Raw genomic sequence first — 21,062 nt, forward strand, 5'->3', positions numbered from 1 at the left:
GTAATGAAAGCAATTAAACAATATATAGGGCAAATGAAGGGGAAAACGGGCTTCTTATTTGCAGCAACAATTTTATTTTTAAATTCAGCATCGGCACAGATTCTTCCGCTCAATGCACAGTATTTTCAGAACAGGTATTTGATTAACCCTTCTATGGCCGGTATAGGGCCTGGTCTGAACATTAACGGAAGTTTGCGCAAGCAATGGACCAGTATCCCTGGTGCACCTTTAAGCCAGGGCCTCACCCTGGATCAGCAGCTGGATAAAGTGGGTCTTGGAATTAATGTCTACAATGAAAAAGCCGGAGGCATCCAAACCACCAAGGCGGTGGCTACTTTTGCCTATCACCTGCCATTAAACGACCAGGACCAGAAACTGAATTTTGGGGTTTCCTTTGGGGCCAGTAAAGACAGATTTGATGCCAGCGGTCTGGGCATCAGTGATCCGAATGATCCGGCGATAGGCCGTTTTAACGACAGGGGCTATTATTTTGACGGGGACTTTGGGGTTTCCTATACTTCTGAGGGCCTGAACATTGAGGCTGCCCTTCCAAATATGCGATCGGTATTGAGAAAAGAGGACGTGAACTATGCTGATAAACCCACTTTTTATTCGGCCCTGGGCTATAAGTTTAAATTGGGTACCGATCTGGATGGGGTAAGCTTAGAGCCTAAAGCGGTATTCCGTGGGGTTAAGAACTACGATAACCTATGGGATGCAGGGGTAAATGCGGCCTTTGCCGGCGACAAACTGTACCTGATGGGCATGTACCACAGCACCAAAAATGTAACTGCCGGCTTTGGGATCAATTATAAATCCAGCCTGTACATTATGGCATACTACAATACCGAAACCTCTGCTTTAAGGGGAAATACGGGCGGCGATTTTGAGATCAACCTCCGTTTAAACATCAGTAAAAAGTAGGGCCTTTAAAGGGTTCAAAAAAGGGCTGGCCTTTGGCCGGCCCTTTTTTGTATCATTAAGGTTTCAAAAGATCAGTAAAAATTCCCCCGTCATCGTATAACCTGGTCATACTGACAATCTGATTGTTTTTACGGTTAAACCTCATCTCAAAATAAGGGAAATTTTCAATGTGGAACCGGTCGGATCCCACCGGGCTCAATACTTGTATAACCCGGTTTGGACGTTCGAAATTCAGGTGCCCGTTTTCGAAGGTAATTTTGCCTTCTCCATAAGTTCCGGTATAGGATTTTAAAAGCTGGGCATCGGTTTGCTCAGGCTGCATCTCTGCTTTCAGGGACAGCAGGGCCCAGTTGAGCAGGTAATTGTTTGGTTCTTTGCTCAGGAGCTGCTCCAGGGCATGTCGCCGCGCAGTGGTAAGGGCCTCTTTTTGTTGAACTTCCAGATCGGGTTTTACGCCTGTTCCTTCCCAATCGGTTTTTGTAACCGAACTGATGGATCTGCCTACCGGTATATTGAGCAGAAACCGTTCTGCTATCGGCACGGGCATAACAGGGTGGGCACCTCCTCCGGTAGTTTCGCCCACCAGGGTAATCCTTTTCAGGTTTTTCAGTGCATAACAGAAATCTTCAGCAGCCGAAAAAGTACTTTTACTCACCAGTACATATACCGGACAGTCAGGCATTCGTTTTCCTTCCAAAGCAGCCAGCGTTTTCATGGAAAAGGTTTCATTTGTCGGTCGCCAGTAAATGTCATTAAGGGGCCTTGGATTGCTGTCAAAAAAGTAACTGGCCAGCAGGCTGACCATGTTTGCAGAACCGCCCCCATTGTTTCTCAGGTCAATAATTAAGGCAGATGCATGGCCAAAGAAGTTCATCGTGGCAGCAGCGGTAGTTCCGGCTTCTGTCGGATCGGCGAAACGGCTTAAATTCAGATACCCAATATTTCCATCCAGGATCCGGGCTTCTTTAAAACCGTAGTTTTGGATTTTTTCCAAGGCCCGTCTTTTTTGCATTTCTGAATCTTTATCTTTTGCAGGCTTTTCTTTTTTGCTTTCTTTAACCCACTGCGGATCGTAACGCATGGTGAAATGTTTATCCTTGCAAACGGCAAAAAGATCTTTTGAAAGTTTGTCTGCGAATTCCCTGGGATCCTTCAGTAGGTCGTAATCTCCTTTTTTTGCATTTATTTTCAACTGATCTGCCATTTTTTTTCCTGTTTCCGGGTAAACGTACAGCTCCATGAGGTTTTTGGAAACCGCATTCAGCACTTCAGTCTTTTCTGTTGTGGTTAATCCAGGCGAGGCATCCTGCGCTGAAACGGTTTGTATTGAACAACAGTATAATAGGATTAAAAAGAAGAGGCTTAAGTTTTTTTTCATTATTGGTGATTTATCTAAGGGGGAATTTCTTTTTTGTCAATGTTATGAAATTAAATCTATCTTTAATTTGTACAAAACGGCCAATTTTTTATGATGCAGTTTGTTAAAACCAGTCCAGTGTCCATGGGTAAATTCATCCGGTGTTTTTACTCTGTTTTTAATGCTGTTGCCGGTGAGCAAATCATGCATCACCGGCTTCCGGATGGTACCCTCGACCTGGTTTTTAACCTGGGGGACCCGGTGGCCATATCTGGCAATGGATCGGACTTTTACAACATGCCAGGCGTTTCTCTTACGGGTTTGTACAGGGACAGGCGTTTTCTTTCTTATCAGGGCCGCGTACATTTGGTTGGTGTGGTTTTTCAGCCTGGTGCAGCAAATTTGTTTGTACAGCAGGCATTGGCAGATTGGAGTGCTTCTACGGCAGATGCATCAGGGGCCCTGGGGACTGATGTTTACCTGTGGCGCGAACAAATGGCAGAGTTGTCTTCGGAAAGTGAAAAACACAGGTTACTGGAAAGCCATTTGATGAAAATACTATCCAAAAGCTTTGGCCGGGACCGGGATATGGAAAAGGTTTTGCATGCGGTACAGAAGATCCATGATTTGAAGGGCCATATACAAATCGAAAACCTGCAACGGGAATGCCTGATGAGCCCAAGAAGTTTCAGAAGGATGTTTTCAGAACGGGTGGGCATGGGGGCCAAACAATATGCCGAGATCATCCGGGTGAAAGCATTTTGCGCTAATCCGCACAGTTTGTCTGAAGGGTATTCAGAACAATTGTATGATCTGGGTTTTACCGATCATGCCCATTTTAACCGGGCATTCCGTAAAATTACCGGAACTTCCCCAACGGCCTATTTGCAGGGATTACAGCCTCTTGCGGCCCGGTTTACCCGGCTGATCTGAGTTTTGGTCTAGTCTTTAATGAAAGCGAGCTTTATGTTTTTATAAGCTGGTTTTTGCAGTTGTACCCGAAGCTGCTTGAAAATCTGCAAGGGACCCTCTGTGGCAAAAAGATTGATGAGCCAGGCCGGTATGGAGCCTCCCGGGTCCAGATGAAGCGTATATTCCACCTGGATTTGGTCGTTTTCAAGGGGCATAATGAGCCATTTTCCAATAGAATGTTCTACCCGGACCACACCAGGTTTGAGTGGAACAAAACCCGAAACGGCAGGGCCGTCTACGGTGATCAGTTTGGTGCCCGGATGCTGGCTAACAGTTAAATGGGCCACAAAGTCCCGGTTTTGCACCGGCCAGGGGACACTGACTTCCGAATAGTAATACAATTCCGAAGGGGAAACCTGCTTGATCAGTTTGCAGGATTTGGTATGGTAAACCCATTCTTTTGCGGATTCCACATCCAGCAACAGGGCGACAAATTCAGAAGCCTTTGCCTTGAACGCACATTCGACCTTAACGGCTTTGATTTTTGAATGCGGCAAAATGCTGGTGTATATTTTAATGCCTTCTTTTTCTTTGCTTAGTTTCCATTCTTTCTGGGCAAAAACGGTATTAAAGTTTAAGGCGATAAGAAAAATGGCAGATAGTGTTTTGTACATGAAAGGAATAAATCTCGGCTACAAATTTATCCATGTTTTGGAAAATATATGTAGGCTGAATCCCATAATATGCTTTCCTGATCATCATCAGCAGGTCATCTTCATGTCCGGTAACAGATCGTTTGTTCGATATCGGGCATTTTTTTAAAAGACGAATTTATGTAACTGTTTGTTTGTTAGTTGTTTGCGTTTGGTATTCGGCTTGCCTATCCATTGCCAAAGAATTTTACATCCATGGACAAACTGATTGCCGAAGAGATCACGGTAAAAAAGAAAAGAAAAACATACATAGGGATCCTTATCGGTATCCTGGTGGCCGGTGTATGTTTCTGGGCTTTCCGTTATTTTTTTAAACCCAGCCTGCACAGAGCAGAAATTAATACAGCGGTTGCCGAAAAGGGCAATATCGAGAATACGATTAATGCAACCGGAGAAATCCTGCCGGAATTTGAAGAGGTCTTGAGCAGCCCGATTTCGGCTTCCATCAGGAGTGTGCTGATGGAAGCCGGCCATCCGATTCAAAAAGGCCAGTCTATTTTAACACTTGATAAATCCATTGCACAAACAGACTATGATAAACTGAGGTTCCAGATCGAATCTAAAGAAAACGAAATCCGGAAATTGAAACTCGACCTGGAAAAAAGCTTTTACGACATCAAATCCAACAACAGCATCAAACAGTTAAAAATCAGTAACCTCAGGGATGCAGTGTCCAGTGCAAAAAGGTTGTTCAAAGCGGGAGGCGGAACAAGGGAGGGCATAGAACAGGCCGAGCTGAACCTGAAAGTCGCGGAACTTGAAAAACAGCAGCTGGAAAATGAGATCAAAAGCAAACAGCAGACCATGAAAATAGAAATCAAAGAAGCTGAAATTGCCCTTTCTATACAAAAAAATGACCTGGCGGCTTCCCGTCGGAAACTGGACCTGGCCAATATTCTGGCCACCAGGGATGGAGTAGTCACCTGGGTGAACAAAAACATCGGATCGGCCATCAAAGAAGGGGAGCCACTGGCAAGAATTGCCGATCTGGCTGCTTTTAAACTTTCCTGCACCATGTCCGATAACCTGCTGTCCCAGCTGCATATGAATATGCCGCTGATTGTACGGCTCAATGATTCCCTGCTCCGTGGAAAGGTGGTGAACATTTCTCCTTCGGTGAACAATGGGATTGTTTCCTTTGAAGCGCAGCTGGAGGACAAAAGCAACAAACAGCTTCGTCCGAATATGAAAGTTGATGTTTTTCTGGTGACCGCTACCCGTAATGGTGTGGTCCGGATAAGTAACGGACCGGCATTTAAAGGTTCTAATTTGCAGGAAGTTTTTGTGCTCAATGGAAATAAGGCCGAAAGGAGAACGGTCACCACAGGTCTGGCAAATTTTGATTACGTCGAAATTCTCAAAGGGATTAAGCCTGGCGAGGTGGTCGTGATCTCGGACCTGAGCAATTATAAAAACTCAAAAGAACTTTCTATTGTCAACTGATCCGGCCGGCTATGCAAACCTATTTTAAATATTTTATGTTAAACGGGATGCTTTTGCTGGGATTACAGGTCTTCGGGCATTCTTTAAATGATACCTTGAAGCTTTCCCTGTCACAGGTGGTTGAAATGGCAAAAGCAAATTCTATTGCAGCCAAACAGGCCGCTACTGTAAAAGAAACCAGGTATTGGGAATGGAGAACCTACAGGTCAAATTATCAGCCCCAACTGGGCCTAAGTGGTATTTTACCTGGCTACAGTAAAACGTACAGTCCTGTTTTACAACCCAATGGTACGATCCTGTTCCAGCCGGTACACAATGACAATTCCTCCCTGAGTATGGATTTTAGCCAGAGCATTGCAGCTACCGGGGGAACCATTTACGGGACCACACAATTACAGCGTTTTGATGATTTTGACCGCAATACCGTGCTGTACAACGGCATCCCTTATGGGATTGGGATTACCCAGCCCCTGTTCCAGTTTAACAAACTCAAATGGGATAAAAAAATCGAACCACTCAAATACAACGAAAGCAAGCAGGCCTTCATTGAGTCACAGGAACAGATTTCGGTCACCGTGACCGGTTATTTTTTTGACCTGTTATTGGCCCAGGTGAACCTGCACATTGCAGAAACCAATTACATCAATACGGTAAAAATCCTGGACATTGCCAATGTAAAGTTTGAACTGGGCAAAATTGCTAAAAATGAAATCCTGCAACTGCAGCTGGAACAGCTCAATGCCCAAAAATCTGTGGGGACTGCAAAAAGGGATATGGAAATCGCCACCCTGAATTTAAAAAGTTATTCGGGGATAGAAAGTGCCGAGCGCATTGTACTGGATGTGCCGGAAAAGATCAGTGCCATGAGTGTTTCTTCGGATAAAGTTCTACAACAGGCTTATGAAAACCGGTCGGATGCCATTGCCTTTGTCAGAAGGCTGGCGGAGGCAAAAAGAGATGTGGCCAAAGCCAAAGGGGAAAGTGGCCTGAATGCGACATTAACCGCCAACCTTGGTTTTTCAAATACGGCAGGTAGCGTTGGGGATATTTACCGCTCTCCTAAAAACCAGCAATCGGTACAACTCCAGTTAAAGGTTCCGGTACTGGACTGGGGAAGGTCTAAATCCAGGACCAAAACCGCGCTGGCCAATGAGCAGTTTACCGCTTATGCCGTAGAGCAGGACAAACAGGTGTTTAAGCAGCAGATTGTAACCCAGGTGACTTTGTTCAATATGATGAAAGACCAGTTGCTGCTGACGGCAAAAGCAGACCATATTGCTTCGGAGAAATACCAGATTGCCCGGGAACGTTATGTGCTGGGTGACCTGAGCATTACCGATCTGAGTATTGCTTTTCAGGAAAATGACCGGGCAAAGCGGGATTACATTGCTTCCTTAAGGGATTTTTGGAGTGCCTATTATGAACTCCGGCACCTTTCTCTTTACGATTTCGAAAAAAATGAAAAAATAGCTTACAAATAAATCTTAATTACTTAATATACGATATGATACGTTTGCAGAATATTGAAAAAGTATACCGGACTGATACGGTAGAAACCCTCGCGGTAAATGGCATCAGCCTGGACATCGCCCAGGGTGAATTTTTATCGATTATGGGCCCGTCGGGTTGCGGAAAAAGCACCTTGCTGAACATTATGGGGCTTTTAGATGAACCTTCAAAAGGCAGTGTCCGCATTGACAACCAGGACATCAGCCATTTTTCAGACCGGAAGCTGGCGAGCTTCCGAAACCAGAAACTGGGTTTTATTTTCCAGAGTTATCATTTGATCAACGACCTGCAGGTGGTGGACAATGTAGAGCTTCCTTTGCTGTATAGAAATTCCACAGCCAAAGAAAGGCGCAGACTGGCAGAGGCTGCCCTGGAAAAAGTGGGCCTAAGCAACAGGTTAAAGCATTTTCCGACACAGTTGTCGGGAGGACAGCGGCAGCGCGTGGCGATTGCACGGGCCATTGTAGGCAGTCCGCAGATCATTCTTGCCGATGAACCGACCGGAAACCTCGATAGTGTGATGGGCAATGAGATTATGGACATTCTAATCAACCTGAACCAGCGGGAAGGGACAACGATTGTCATGGTTACGCACGATGAAAATATGGCACATAAGACCCATCGTCTGGTGCGTTTGTTTGATGGTTCTCAGGTTCAATAATTAAGGATTATGTTTAAAAACTATTTTAAAATCGCCATAGCAGTCTTAAAGCGGAGAAAGTTTTTCACTTTTATCAGTTTGTTTGGCATCAGCTTTACCCTAACGGTTCTGATGGTAGCCACTGCTTTTGTCAATAAGGTGGTCAGTTCGGATTATCCTGACCTTAAAAGGGACCGTTGTTTGTACGTCAACCGGGTGGAAATGAGAAATACCAAAGAGGGCTGGTACAACCAGAGCTCTCCTTCTTATTATCTCGCCGAACACTATATTTCCACACTTAAAGTACCACAAAAGATTTCCATATCTTCTTTTTCCAGGCGGACCAATGCCTATGTGAACGATAAAAAAATCTTTATTGAATATCAGTTTACCAACGCCGATTACTGGACTGTAGGGGATTTTATTTTTTTAGAGGGCAAGCCGTATACACAGCAGCAGATCAGTAATGCAGAGAGGGTTGCGGTGATTTCCGAAAGTACCAAAAAGGCTTATTTTGGGGATGTCCCGGTGGCCGTTGGGAAATATATTGAAGCCGACAATGTCAGTTACCGGGTTATTGGGGTGGTGAAAGGGGTTTCTAAAACCATGCAGGTTTATTACGCAGACTTGTACCTGCCCTATACGGTATCCAAAACAGATTACAAACGTAAATCCTTAATGGGAGACTATAAAGTGATATTGCTGGCCGGAACAAAGGCCGATGTATCCAGGATGAAACAGGAGTTTAATGCCATGATTGCCAAGGTGCCCATAGACAACAAACAGTATGATAAAATGTACATTCATGCCGATGGGGCTTTTGAGGATTTATGCCGCAGAATGGTTGGAGATGGTTTGAATTCGGGTGTCTTTAAGCTGGTTTCTTTGGTGGGCCTGGTTGTTTTTCTGTTTTTGTTGCTTCCGACAATTAACCTGGTGAACATTAACATTACCCGGATTATGGAAAGGTCTTCTGAAATCGGGGTCCGCAAGGCTTTTGGTGCTTCTTCCAGGACCCTGGTGTATCAGTTTATTGTCGAAAACCTGATCCTGACCTTTATTGGCGGTGGTATTGGCTTAATATTTTCCATTTTGGTGATCTACCAGATCAATGCCCTGGAACTGATCCCTAACCTGGACCTGCGCTTAAATGTGAGTGTTTTGTTGTATTCTTTGCTGGCCTGTTTGTTTTTTGGCCTGCTTTCCGGTGTGTATCCGGCCTGGCGCATGTCCAGGCTAAATGTGGTCAGGGCCCTGAAATCCTGATTTTATATTTAATTTAAGAAATTATGTTTAAGCATTTATTTAAACTGATGTGGAACAAAAGGAAACACAACTTCCTGTTCCTTTCGGAGATCCTGGTCTCCTTTATGGTCATTTTTGCCATCAGCTCTTTTCTGATTTATTATTTTCAGAACTACAGTAAGGAAAGAGGACTGGACTATGAAAAGGTCTGGTCGGTAAGTTATGATGAGAGTTATAAAACCAAAAATTCAGATTCTCTGACCATGTATTATGAGAACCTGAAAAATGTAATAAAAGCGCTGCCAGAAGTAGAGGAAGTGAGTTTTTCCTCAAACAATATCCCTTACGCCAATAGTATTTCTACCACATCAATTACCTTTAAGGGGAAAAGTTTTGATGGTATAAACCAATACCTGGTTGGAGAGGGCTATAAGAAAGTCTGGAACATGAACCTTGAGGAGGGACGTTGGTTTACCAAAGAGGATGAAGTTGCCAAAGACAGGCCTATTGTAATCAATGAGACTTTAAAGCGCGATCTTTTTGGTGACCAGAGCGCAGTTGGAAAATCAACGGCCGATTATGAAGGCAATAAAAAACTAAAGATAATTGGCGTGGTGCAGGATTTTAAAGCGAATGGTGATTTTCAACCCTCTGGCAGGGCCATGTTCTGGAAAGTGGATACGGCCGCTTTCAGGTGGCTGAACAGTCTGCTGATTAAAGTGGGGCCAAAGGCTGATGCGGCATTTGAAAGCCGTTTATACAAGCTGATCTCCAATACCATGAAAAATTCAAGCATAGAAATTACACATGTTTCGGAGCTGCGGATATCCAAAAATGAAGCAACGGTAATGCCGATGATCATATTCAGCATCATTGCCGGTTTTCTGATCCTGAATGTGGCTTTGGGTTTATTTGGGGTGTTGTGGTACAACATCAATAAACGCAAAGGCGAAATTGGGCTCCGGCGTGCCATAGGGGCCAGCGGCAGTTCGGTTTCTCTGCAGCTGGTGGCCGAATCTTTTGTACTGGCCAGCATGTCGCTGATTGTAGGGGTCTTTTTTGCACTGCAGTTCCCATTACTTGGGGTGTACAATGTGCCTTCGGCGGTTTACCTGACGGCCATACTGCTTTCTGTGGGTTTTATTTACGTCCTGGTGATTTTATGTGCACTTTATCCGGGTAAACAAGCTGCAGCTATTCTGCCTGCGGTTGCCCTGCATGAAGAATAATTGATATTGTATAGACACTAAGGCCTTTCTATATTAACTTTGTTTATGATCTTGATTGTTGACGACGATATTGCGGTAAGAACCTCCTTGTCCCTGCTATTGGAAAGTGAGGGCTGGAAAACTTTGCAGGCAGACCGGGCCGGTGATGCTTTGGATATTATACAGGGCCAGCTGCCGGAACTGATCATTCTGGACCTTAATTTTTCAATGAGTACCTCGGGAAAGGAGGGGATGGATCTGTTGGCACAAATCCGTAAAATCAATTCCAGGGTTCCGGTGATCCTGATTACAGGCTGGGCAAGTATAGAACTGGCCGTACAGGGAATGAAACTGGGGGCCAACGATTTTATCAATAAACCCTGGAACAACACCCATATCCTGCAATCGGTAAAAACCCTATTGCAGCTTGGAACAGAAAAGAAGGAAAACCGGACACGTAAGCAATTGGATGCCCGGTATGAGTTCAAACAGATTATAGGGGAGGACCCCCGGATGCTGGAAATTATGGATACCATAGGCCGGGTGGCCGCCACAGGGGCTTCAGTGTTGATTATGGGAGAAAGCGGAACGGGAAAAGAGCTGATCGCAGAAGCGGTCCATGAAAACAGCAGCCGCAGCAATAAGGCTTTTATAAAAGTGAACCTTGGGGGCATTTCTTCTTCTTTGTTTGAAAGTGAAATGTTTGGCCATGCTAAAGGTGCTTTTACCGACGCCCGTTTTGACCGGACCGGCCGTTTTGAAATGGCCGATAAAGGAACTATTTTTCTCGATGAGATCGGTGATCTGGAAGCCGGCAGTCAGGTGAAACTGCTGCGGGTATTGCAGGACCGGAGCTATGAAGTGCTGGGCAGCAGTAAAGCCAAAACAGTGGATACCCGGGTGGTTTGTGCAACGAACAAAAACTTAAATGAAATGGTCCAGCAGGGCTTGTTCCGTGAAGACCTGTTGTACCGGATTAATCTGATTACCATCCAGCTTCCCCCTTTAAGGGAAAGGCCTGGTGACATTCCTTTGCTGGTCAATTTTTTTATTGGTAACCTGAAAGAAATTTATCACCGCCCGGGGCTTTCGGTGTCGGCCGGTGCAATGAAATGGCTGCAAAAACTACAGCTTCCCGGAAACATCAGGCAGCTGAAAAACCTGGTGGAACGCTCTATTCTGGTGAGTAAAAAGGATGAGCTGGAAATTGAAGATTTTATGGCACAGCTGGATACCGTACCCGGAAAAAGAGAAACCGGGCAATTGCCTGAAGTTGGGGCAATGACATTGGAACAGGTGGAAACAGAGATGGTAAAAAGGGCAATGGCTTTTCATAAAAACAGGATCACCAAAGCTGCGGCTTCCCTGGGGATAACCCGCAATGCCTTATACCGCCGACTGGAGAAATATCAAATCCCATTTAATGAACCTGAAGACTAAATATATTCTTTTCCTTGTCCTGATTCATCTGCTGTGTCTGGTGCTGAGTTATGTTGTTTTCCGGGACAATAAACTACTCTTTATTCTCTCGGAGCTGCTGGTTTTGATTTCTGTTCTCCTTTCCATGAGTATTTACAGGCAGCTGATCCGTCCTTTTGTTTACCTGAAAGAGGGGGTCAATGCCATTAAAGACCGGGACTTTAATGTGAAGTTCCGGCCAACTGGAAAGCCGGAAATGGATGAGCTGATTGGGGTTTATAACCAGATGATGGATGAGCTGAGGATAGAAAGGACCAAACAGGAAGAACAACATTTTTTTTTGGAGAAGCTGATCCATACTTCTCCAACAGGAATCGTTATCCTGGATTATGACCACCAGATTAAACAAATCAACCCTAAAGCAGCTTCGCTGATCGGGGCAGAGCCCGATTTGTTCATCCGCCAGTTCAATGACTTAAAACCCGGACATTCCAGGGTGCTGAAAACCCCTGGTCTGGCTACCTATAAAATTCAGAAATCGCATTTTATAGACCGGGGTTTTTCCAGGGTGTTTATTCTGATCGAGGAGCTGACCGCCGAGATTTTTGAGGCAGAAAAAAAGGTTTATGATAAGGTGATCCGCATGATGGCCCATGAGGTGAACAATACCATAGGGCCGGTCAATTCTATTTTAAGCCTAACCCTGGACCATCGAGATTTATGGAAAACAGGGGACAAAAGCGCATTGAAAAATGCATTGCAGGTTGCCCTGGAGCGGAACCAGAACCTAAACCTGTTTGTAAGGAATTTTGCCGACCTGGTTAAATTGTCTCCGGTGAACAAGCAACAGTTTGATGTGCTGGTGCTGCTGCGTTCAGTGGCCGATTTTATGCAGATACCCGCAGAGAAAAAGGGGGTGGTTTTTGAATTTGACTTTCCCGCAGCGCCTTTTTACCTATCGGCAGATCTGCAGCAAATGGAACAGGTGCTGATCAATATTCTTAAAAACAGCATGGAGGCCATGGATGGGGCAGGAGTAATTTCTTTTTTGGCAGATCAAAAAGAAAGGAAGCTGGTGATTTCGGACAATGGCCGGGGAATTTCTACGCAGACCGGAGAACAATTGTTCGTGCCTTTTTTTACGACAAAGAAGGACGGACAAGGCATTGGACTTACGCTGGTCAGGGAGGTTTTGTTGAACCATGGTTTTGAATTCTCCTTATCCAGCCCCGTCCCGGGCCGGACAGATTTTGTGATTTTCCTTCATTAAGCTTTTTTCTACATTCTTCTTGTCTCTTTTTTTATAGGATTGGTCCCTTTTGGCCAGTGCTTCATCTCATTTAAAATTTAAAATGTTCGCTTATAGGTAGTTTTAGGTCATAAATAAAAAGACTATGAGCGTTTTGTTTAAACATATAATTCTGTTCATTTTTCTTGCCGCTGGTTTTAGTGTTCAGGCACAAGACTCCCTTTACCGGGACCTTCCAAAAACCTGGGACCTTAAAAGCTGTCTCGGCTATGCCAAAAAGAACAACATTACCATTAACAACTTAAGGTTAAGTGCCAGCAGTGCCCAGCAGGACCTGATTGCCTCTAAAGCGGCCAGGCTCCCTAATTTATCGGCCAATGTATCCCAGGACCTGACCAATTACAATTCAGGTTTGCAGTCTTCCAGTGGCTATGGCCTGAGCTCCGGACTGACCCTTTTAAACGGGGGCTACCTGAGCAATAACATCAAGTCCAAAACCTTAAGTGAACAGATTGCCAATCTTTCGGTTCAGGCAGCAGAAAATGACATCAGCCTTCAGATTACACAGGCCTATCTGAATATTTTACTCAGCCGGGAAAACATTACTTATCTGAATGATCTGCTGACAACCAGTACCGCACAGGTCACCCAGGCCAACCAGCAGTTCTCTGCAGGTACCATTGCACAGAAAGACTTGTTGCAGTTAAAGGCAACTTTTGCAAACGATAAATACACCTTAGTTACTGCACAGAACCAGTTGCAGCAAAATGTGCTGACGCTGAAACAATTGTTGCAATTGCCGACCCGTATTCCTTTTGAGGTGGCCGTTACCGATACCACAAAAATAAATGAACCTTTAATGGACCTGGGGACTGCCCAGGAAAAAGCCCTGCAGCAACGACCGGAAATTAAAGGTGCAGCGCTCACTGTACAAATGCAGTCTGCCGAACTGGAAAAGGCAAAAGCCAGCATCAGGCCTTTACTTAGCCTGAACGGTTCCCTGGGCGCTGGCTACAACAGCAGTAATTTTGGAAGTTACCCCAATCAGCTGAACAGTACTTTTAACCAGGCTTTAGGCTTAACCCTTGCCATTCCGATCTTCGACAGAAAGGTCACCAAAACCAATGTGGCCAAAGCAAATATAGGGATCCGGCAAGCGCAGCTGTCATTAATGGATGCGAAAACCACCTTGACGCAGTCTGTGGAAAAGGCCTACCTGAATGTCCAGAATGCGAACAGCCAGTACCAGGCTGCCAAAGAGCAGTTTACCTATACAAGCGAGGCCTTGCGGATTTCCGAGGCACAGCTGCGGCTGGGCACGAACAATATTGTGGATTACCTGCAGCAAAAGAATTTGTATGTACAGGCCTTGCAGTCTTTTGTGCAGGCAAAATATACGGCAAACCTCTACACTAAAATTTATGATTTCTATACAGGTATTCCAATAACAGAATAAGAAAAGCAATAAATAAACGCAAATGAAACCGACAGCATTAAAGGAAATATTAAAATCGCACCGAGGAATATTTGCTTTAATGCTCAAAGGTTCCATCTGACAAAAGAAAAGCAATAAATAAACGCAAATGAAACCGACAGTATTAAAGGAAATATTAAAATCGCACCGAGGAATATTTGCTTTAATGCTCAAAGGTTCCATCTGACAAAAGAAAAGAAATAAATATATACAGATGAAAACGAAGAAAATTATATTCATCCTGGCTGGTATCATCGTACTGGGCCTTGGTTATTGGTACTTCGGGATCCGTGAAAAAGCACAGGTGGTCAGGCTGGAAACAGAAAAACCTAAAATGGGCTATATTTCAGAGAACGTAACAGCAACAGGTAAGGTACAGCCGGTGGACACCGTGGCTGTCGGTACACAGGTATCGGGTACGATTGCCAAGCTTTATGCAGACTTTAACTCTACAGTGAAAAAGGGCCAATTGCTGGCAGAACTGGATAAAACCCTGTTTGTTGCTTCTGTAGACCAGTATAAAGCAAATTTGGCCAGTGCACAAAGCCAATTGGTTTTTCAGCAGGGAAATTATGGCCGGCAAAGCCAGCTGTATAAAGTGGGGGCCATCAGCAAAGCCGATTATGACAATGCGCTTTATACCTACAATGCGGCAAAAGCATCTGTAAATAGTATTGCGGCGCAACTGATGTCTGCACAGAAGAACCTGTCCCTGGCCAGTATTTATTCGCCAATTGATGGTACGGTGTTATCCAGAACGGTTAGCGAGGGCCAGACAGTGGCTGCAAGTTTCAGTACGCCAACACTTTTTAGTATTGCCAGGGACCTGACCAAAATGCAGGTGCAGGCTTCGGTAGATGAAGCCGATGTGGGTGACATTAAGGTTGGAGAGCGGGCAGACTTTACCGTGGATGCATTTTTGGACGATACGTTTAAGGGGACGGTACAGGAAATCAGGTTGAGCCCGAAAATTACGTCCAATGTGGTCACCTATACCACCCTGATCAATACCTCTAATGACGATAAAAAGCTAAAACCTGGTATGACGGCAAACATCACCATCTATGCAAAAGAGGTCAGTAATGCCATGCTGGTACCGGCTAAAGCATTAAAATTTCTGCCGGATACGACCCTGAAAGATTACAAACTGAACTGGATCAATAAGGAACGAAAGCCAACTTCTCCGGTTGAAGGTTATGTATGGGTGAAAACAGATGCGCATACCCTGGACCAGAAGAAAATAAAAATTGGAATCAACAACAATACCCAGGTGGAGGTTTTGAGTGGGATTAGCGGAAATGATGAGGTGGTTACCGGCAGTCAGGTGATGGGAAGGTCTGTGGCAGCTGCAGCAGGACAACCTGCATCGAGTCCCTTTATGCCGAAACGTCCGGGTGGCAACAACAGGAAAAGATAATGGCAAAGAAAATTTTAGAATTGCATGACCTGAAAAGGGAGTTTGTGATGGGCGATATGACTGTCAGGGCTTTGAAAGGCCTTTCTTTTGACATCAATGCCGGCGAGTTTGTGACCATTATGGGCAGCAGTGGTTCAGGTAAAACGACCCTGCTGAATATTCTGGGCTGCCTGGATAAGCCCTCCCAGGGCAGTTACCTGCTGGATGGTACCGATGTTAAAGGTTTGAACAGGGACCAGTTGGCCGGTCTGAGGAATAAAAAAATAGGCTTTGTTTTCCAGGCTTACAATTTATTGCCAAGGACCAATGCGCTGGAAAATGTGGAGCTCCCTTTGTTTTATAACAAAGAAGTTTCTGTGGAAGAACGTAAACAAAGGGCGATAAAAGCATTGGAAGCTGTAAAATTAAGTGACCGTTTTGACCATACGCCCAATCAGTTGTCTGGGGGCCAGCAGCAAAGGGTAGCCATTGCCAGGGCACTGGTTAATGAACCGGTGATGATTTTGGCAGATGAGGCAACAGGAAACCTGGACACCAGGACCTCTTATGAGATTATGGCCCTGATGCAGGAACTCAATGCCCAGGGTAAAACGATTGTATTTGTAACCCATGAACCGGACATTGCGGCTTTCAGCAGCAGGACCATTATGCTCCGGGACGGCAAGCTGCAAAAAGACAGTATAAATGAAAAGCCTCGTTCTGCTAAAGAAGCTTTGGCTTCTTTGCCGGAATCTGACGATTATTAAAGGAGTCATAAGATGAGCATTTTAAATTTATTAAGGATCGCTTTCCGGGCATTAAAACGGAACAAGCTGAGGGCTTTTCTAACCATGCTCGGTATTATTATCGGTGTGGCTGCGGTGATTGCCATGATGGCCATTGGACAGGGTTCCAAACAGAGTATACAGGCTTCATTGTCCAGTATGGGTTCTAATATGATTACGGTCATGCCGCAAAGCAATACCCAGGGCAGTGTAAGACTGGCCGGAAGCAGTATTCAAACTTTAAAACTGGAAGACATAGATGCCATTAAAAGGCTTCATTCCGACAATATAAATGGGTTGTCGCCGGTCGTCTCTTCCAGTGGCCAGGCCATCAAAGCAGGGAATAACTGGCCAACCAGCATTACAGGGGTGAGCCCGGATTACCTGAACATCAGACAGCTGAAACTGCTGGACGGGATTTTGTTTTCAGATAATGATGTGCGGAAATCGGCTAAGGTTTGCCTGCTTGGAAAAACGGTTATTGACAACCTGTTCCCCGATGGGAGCAATCCGATCGGACAGATTATCCGTTTTAAAAGTATTCCTTTCCAGGTCATCGGCACCCTGGTCCCAAAGGGACAGAGTAATTTTGGCCAGGACCAGGACGATATCATTATTGCCCCTTACACCACCGTTCAAAACCGGATTACCGCAACCAATTACCTTCAGTCTATTTATGCCTCTGCAGTGTCTGAAGCGGCCAGTGATGCAGCAACCCAGGAAATTACGAATGCAGTGCGGGAAAGTCATAAGTTGCTGCCCAATCAGGATAATGATTTTCAGGTCCGGACCCAGGCAGAACTCATTTCAACCATTTCTTCCACCAGCAGCATGCTAACCGTTTTACTGACCGCCATTGCGGGTATTTCTCTGTTGATCGGTGGTATTGGCATTATGAACATTATGTATGTATCGGTTACCGAAAGGACCAGGGAAATTGGTTTAAGGATGTCTATCGGTGCCAGGGGGAAAGATATTTTAATGCAGTTTTTGATAGAAGCCGTATTGATCAGTATTACTGGTGGGGTAATGGGGGTTTTGCTGGGGGTGACTTCGGCTTACCTGATTTCTTATTTTTTAAGCTGGCCGATATTAATTTCCCAGTCTTCTATTGTGATTTCCTTTGTGGTCTGCGGCATCACCGGGATTTTCTTTGGTTACTATCCGGCACAGAAAGCCAGCAGGCTGGATCCGATTGAGGCTTTGAGGTATGAATAGGGCAGGGCTTTCAAAGCCCGATTAAAATAATATCTTCGCTATGAGAAAATCATGGAAAAGAGAAATGGTGTTAAACTTTTCAAATAAGTACATCCGTGTAACGGTGCATATTCTGGTTTGGATGGTGCTGCTGGCTTTGCCTTATGTGATTAATTCCAACCGGAGTACACCTCCCCATCGGCTGGATCCTGGGGAACAGGGACAGTTTTTGAAATTGAACCTCATCAGTTATTTTTATCTGATTGGTGTTTTTTACCTGAATGGTTTTGTACTGATCCAGAAGCTGTTTTACCGGCACAGGTACTTTTATTATACTTTTAGTGTTGTTCTGGTGTATTTGTCTGTTTTGTTGCTGCATTACATTTTGTTTGGGATACTCATACACAGTGTTGATTTTGAATGGACCCGGGCGGCCTGGTTTAACCTGCCGGCGTTTTTGCTAACCATTGCAGCAAGCACAACTTACATTATGATTTATGATCGTATAAAAATGGAAAAGGTGGATATGGAACGGGAAAGGGAAACCATGAAAACCGAACTTTCTTTTTTGCGTTCGCAAATCAGCCCGCATTTTATTTTTAACATTCTGAACAATATTGTGGCGCTGGTCCGTTTAAAAAGTGCCGATCTGGAGCCTACGGTTATGAAGCTTTCGGGGCTGATGCAGTATATGCTTTATGAAACGGATGAAGAAAAGGTAAGTTTAAAAACAGAGCAGGAATACCTTAATTCTTATATTGATTTACAGAAACAACGGTTTGGGAAAAAAGTGAAGGTGGAGACCGAAATCGAGCTGGCGAATGAAAACCAGGAAATAGAGCCCATGTTGCTGATTCCTTTTGTGGAAAATGCATTTAAACATGGGGTAGGCTTGATTGAGCATCCGCAAATCCGTATTTTGTTAAAGACCGACCGGGATAGCCTTTCTTTTATGGTGTATAATAAATTCAGTTCTTATGAGCAGGAGGTTAAAGACCATTCTTCGGGGATCGGGCTGGCCAATGTGAGCAGGAGGTTAAAATTGTTGTACGGGAACGACCATCGCCTGAGTATTGAAAAGGATGGAGACTGGTTTAAGGTGGACTTATGGATAAAATTCAATGTATGATCAATTGTATTGCTGTAGACGATGAACCTCTGGCCTTAAACCTGCTGGCAGACAACATCAGTAAAATTCCTTACCTGAACCTGCTCGCTTTGTGTGATGATGCTTTTTCTGCAAATAAGGCATTGATGGAAAACCAGGTGGATCTGATTTTTATAGACATTCAGATGCCGGGTATTTCTGGTTTGCAGTTTATAGAAAGCCTGGTCAGAAAACCAATGGTGATCCTGATTACGGCCTATAAGCAATACGCTTTGGATGGTTTTGCCCTGGACGTGGTGGATTATCTGATGAAGCCGGTTTCTATGGACAGATTTATGAAAGCCTGTAATAAGGCAAAGGAGCTCTTTGAATTGCGGCACCCATCTGCATCTGATCCGGCTGCTTCACTGGAATATACTTTTGTCAATGTCGGTTACAGTCTGCTTAAAGTTGTGTTCGAGGATATCCTGTACATAGAAGGTCTAAAGGATTATGTCCAGATCCATTTGCAAAGCACTCCAAAGCCTGCCATTGTCCGCATCAGTTTTAAAAATCTGGAAAGTCAGCTCCCGTCTTTTTTTATCCGGGTACATAAATCTTTTATTGTCAATAGTAAAAGCATTACAGCGGTTAAAAAGAATGCGGTTTTTATTGGGGAAAAGGAATTGCCTTTGGGGGATACCTACCGTTTGTCTATTGAGCAATTGATTGCCAGCAGAAGGCTATAAATTTAAGGTATAGGGAAGGTCAGGCTTCTTGCCGGGTATTGTCCTTTTATCAGCGGAATGATGGTGTAAATTTTTTTGTGTATTTTTGCAGAAAAAAAAGAAATTGGGAACTCCACTGGACCTGGGTATAAAGGGATATAATAATTACGGTACACATCTGAAAGAGAAGTATGCCGGACAGCGTGTGTTTAAGGTGATTGTTGACGGAGGTTTTACCTGTCCCAACCGGGATGGCAGTAAAGGCTATGGTGGCTGTACATATTGTAATGTCGATTCTTTTACACCTGAGCTTTCGCGTAAACTTCCAACCATCCGTGAGCAGCTTGAGCAGGGTATGGACAGGGGTAAAGGTTTTTATAAAGCAGATAAATTTATCGTTTATTTTCAACCCAATACCAATACCTATGCGCCGGCACATTATTTAAAAATGATGTACGATGAAGCACTTTCCATTCGTCCTGAAGATGTGGTCGGTTTTGCGGTGGGTACCAGACCCGATTGTATTGATGCCGAGAAGGTAGCGCTGCTGGAAAGTTATACAGACCGCTTTGATGTCGACCTGGAGATGGGTATGGAGTCTATTTATGATGAAACCCTTGAACAGATCAACAGGGGCTGCAGTCATGGAGAGTTTGTAGAGGCGGTGAAATTACTGGAGGGAACAAAGCTGGACCTGTGTGTGCATACAATTTTTGGCTTTCCATGGGAAACAGAAGAAATGATGCTGAATTATATTCATGAGATCAACCGTTTTCCACAAATCAAATTTGTGAAATTTCATCACCTTCATATTGTGGAAGGTTCCATTATGGGGGTTAAATATAAAAAGAACCCCTTTAAGCTTTTTACCCTGGAAGAATATACAGATCTGTTGTGTAAACTTATTCCATTGCTACGGCCTGATGTAGTGATTCAGCGTTTGTTTGGGATTTCTGACTGGGACCTGTTGATTGCACCAAACTGGGGCTTGAATAAATCTGCCATTCAGACCTATATAGATAAGGAGATTGAAAGAAGAGGCGTGGTTCAGGGCTCCGCTTATTTTCCTGAAGGATAAACACCAAATATTTCTGTTATTTTCTTTTCCCTGTAACTAAAAATGTCGCGGAGTTTTCCGGCTACAAACAGGTGGTTAAGGCCTTGTCCCAAAAATCCCATGGGCAGCCCGTAGGTTAAAAGATCTGTCATTTCTACGCCGGTTTCTATGGCTTTAAAATGGTGTTGGTGGTGCCAGAAGCGGTAAGGGCCAAAACGTTGCTGGTCAATAAAATAATTATTTTCCTCCACATGGGTGATTTCTGTCACCCAATTGAGTTTTATGCCCCACAAAGGAGAGACTTTATAGGTAATGATCATGCCTGCATACATTTTTTGTTGTGGATCCAGGTCTGAGCTAACTTCAAATGCCATTTCTGTGGGGGTAATTTGCGCAAGGTTTAGTGGAGAAGAAAAGAAATCCCATGCCTGTTGCAAGGATACAGGTATCTGCTGTTTAAAATTTAATTGATAGGTTTTCATTTGCCAGATTTATCAGCCTCTGATGATGATTAAATGGATTTAAATATAACATTTAATTCTTTTTGAATGTTTTTTGATTTTTTTGTGGGATTTTAATGTTTTTTGGTGTTTTGTTTTGGTGTTTTTTTGATTTATTTCGGTGAAAATCTACGAAATCGTTTTTTATGTATGTTGTTTGTGATTTTTGTATGGTTTTATGATTTTTTTATTTGTTTTTATTAAATATTTCGTCTTTTT

19 protein-coding genes are annotated in these 21,062 nt (G+C 44.1%); 16 read left to right on the forward strand and 3 right to left on the reverse strand.

Features of this window, described 5'->3' with window-relative positions; genetic code table 11:
• Positions 1-3: 3 nt before the first annotated feature.
• Positions 4-924 (forward strand): PorP/SprF family type IX secretion system membrane protein, encoded by a 921-nt coding sequence (locus tag B0O44_RS18000; protein WP_170123366.1) that lies wholly within the window; start codon positions 4-6, stop codon positions 922-924.
• A gap of 55 nt (positions 925-979) precedes the next feature.
• On the opposite strand, the gene B0O44_RS18005 is transcribed toward B0O44_RS18000, so the two are convergent.
• The gene (locus B0O44_RS18005) at positions 980-2,302 is read right to left on the reverse strand and encodes a S41 family peptidase (RefSeq protein ID WP_110833559.1); all 1,323 of its coding nucleotides are present in this window, start codon (positions 2,300-2,302) and stop codon (positions 980-982) included.
• Positions 2,303-2,392: 90 nt separating this feature from the next.
• On the opposite strand from B0O44_RS18005, the gene B0O44_RS18010 reads away from it, so the two are divergent.
• Positions 2,393-3,214: a helix-turn-helix domain-containing protein gene (locus tag B0O44_RS18010; protein WP_110833560.1), complete on the forward strand. Its 822-nt coding sequence runs from the start codon at positions 2,393-2,395 to the stop codon at positions 3,212-3,214.
• A gap of 8 nt (positions 3,215-3,222) precedes the next feature.
• On the opposite strand, the gene B0O44_RS18015 is transcribed toward B0O44_RS18010, so the two are convergent.
• Positions 3,223-3,867 carry an START domain-containing protein gene (locus B0O44_RS18015; RefSeq protein WP_110833561.1) on the reverse strand — a complete coding sequence of 215 codons (645 nt, stop codon included), beginning with the start codon at positions 3,865-3,867 and terminating at the stop codon, positions 3,223-3,225.
• 234 nt (positions 3,868-4,101) lie between these two features.
• On the opposite strand from B0O44_RS18015, the gene B0O44_RS18020 reads away from it, so the two are divergent.
• The 14 genes from B0O44_RS18020 (at position 4,102) to B0O44_RS18085 (ending at position 20,364) form a co-directional block, all read left to right on the forward strand.
• Positions 4,102-5,349, forward strand: coding sequence for an efflux RND transporter periplasmic adaptor subunit (locus B0O44_RS18020; protein ID WP_110833562.1), 1,248 nt, complete (start codon positions 4,102-4,104; stop codon positions 5,347-5,349).
• Positions 5,350-5,360: 11 nt separating this feature from the next.
• Positions 5,361-6,830, forward strand: coding sequence for a TolC family protein (locus tag B0O44_RS18025; RefSeq protein WP_211321408.1), 1,470 nt, complete (start codon positions 5,361-5,363; stop codon positions 6,828-6,830).
• Between the two features lie 23 nt (positions 6,831-6,853).
• A complete protein-coding gene (locus B0O44_RS18030; protein ID WP_110833563.1) occupies positions 6,854-7,519 on the forward strand; it encodes an ABC transporter ATP-binding protein in 666 nt (221 codons plus the stop codon).
• Between the two features lie 9 nt (positions 7,520-7,528).
• On the forward strand, positions 7,529-8,764 hold the full coding sequence (locus B0O44_RS18035; protein WP_110833564.1) for an ABC transporter permease: 1,236 nt from the start codon (positions 7,529-7,531) through the stop codon (positions 8,762-8,764).
• A gap of 23 nt (positions 8,765-8,787) precedes the next feature.
• Positions 8,788-9,972, forward strand: a complete 1,185-nt coding sequence (locus B0O44_RS18040; RefSeq protein ID WP_110833565.1) for an ABC transporter permease — start codon at positions 8,788-8,790, stop codon at positions 9,970-9,972.
• Between the two features lie 45 nt (positions 9,973-10,017).
• Complete coding sequence (locus B0O44_RS18045) at positions 10,018-11,391, forward strand: sigma-54-dependent transcriptional regulator (protein ID WP_110833566.1); 1,374 nt, start codon at positions 10,018-10,020, stop codon at positions 11,389-11,391.
• Positions 11,375-12,640, forward strand: coding sequence for a sensor histidine kinase (locus tag B0O44_RS18050; RefSeq protein WP_110833567.1), 1,266 nt, complete (start codon positions 11,375-11,377; stop codon positions 12,638-12,640). Before B0O44_RS18045 ends, B0O44_RS18050 begins: the two co-directional genes overlap by 17 nt.
• A gap of 124 nt (positions 12,641-12,764) precedes the next feature.
• A complete protein-coding gene (locus B0O44_RS18055) occupies positions 12,765-14,075 on the forward strand; it encodes a TolC family protein (protein ID WP_110833568.1) in 1,311 nt (436 codons plus the stop codon).
• A 232-nt stretch (positions 14,076-14,307) separates the two neighbouring features.
• Complete coding sequence (locus B0O44_RS18060) at positions 14,308-15,510, forward strand: efflux RND transporter periplasmic adaptor subunit (protein WP_110833569.1); 1,203 nt, start codon at positions 14,308-14,310, stop codon at positions 15,508-15,510.
• On the forward strand, positions 15,510-16,256 hold the full coding sequence (locus B0O44_RS18065) for an ABC transporter ATP-binding protein (protein ID WP_110833570.1): 747 nt from the start codon (positions 15,510-15,512) through the stop codon (positions 16,254-16,256). Before B0O44_RS18060 ends, B0O44_RS18065 begins: the two co-directional genes overlap by 1 nt.
• A gap of 12 nt (positions 16,257-16,268) precedes the next feature.
• Complete coding sequence (locus B0O44_RS18070; RefSeq protein WP_110833571.1) at positions 16,269-17,492, forward strand: ABC transporter permease; 1,224 nt, start codon at positions 16,269-16,271, stop codon at positions 17,490-17,492.
• A 40-nt stretch (positions 17,493-17,532) separates the two neighbouring features.
• Positions 17,533-18,600, forward strand: coding sequence for a sensor histidine kinase (locus B0O44_RS18075; RefSeq protein WP_110833572.1), 1,068 nt, complete (start codon positions 17,533-17,535; stop codon positions 18,598-18,600).
• On the forward strand, positions 18,579-19,307 hold the full coding sequence (locus tag B0O44_RS18080; RefSeq protein ID WP_245943696.1) for a LytR/AlgR family response regulator transcription factor: 729 nt from the start codon (positions 18,579-18,581) through the stop codon (positions 19,305-19,307). Before B0O44_RS18075 ends, B0O44_RS18080 begins: the two co-directional genes overlap by 22 nt.
• Positions 19,308-19,410: 103 nt before the next feature.
• Complete coding sequence (locus tag B0O44_RS18085) at positions 19,411-20,364, forward strand: TIGR01212 family radical SAM protein (protein ID WP_110833612.1); 954 nt, start codon at positions 19,411-19,413, stop codon at positions 20,362-20,364.
• On the opposite strand, the gene B0O44_RS18090 is transcribed toward B0O44_RS18085, so the two are convergent.
• The gene (locus tag B0O44_RS18090) at positions 20,346-20,825 is read right to left on the reverse strand and encodes an SRPBCC family protein (protein WP_110833574.1); all 480 of its coding nucleotides are present in this window, start codon (positions 20,823-20,825) and stop codon (positions 20,346-20,348) included. The genes B0O44_RS18085 and B0O44_RS18090 overlap by 19 nt on opposite strands.
• Positions 20,826-21,062: the final 237 nt, after the last annotated feature.

This window comes from Pedobacter nutrimenti (genome assembly GCF_003208655.1).
Taxonomy (GTDB): Bacteria; Bacteroidota; Bacteroidia; order Sphingobacteriales; family Sphingobacteriaceae; genus Pedobacter; species Pedobacter nutrimenti.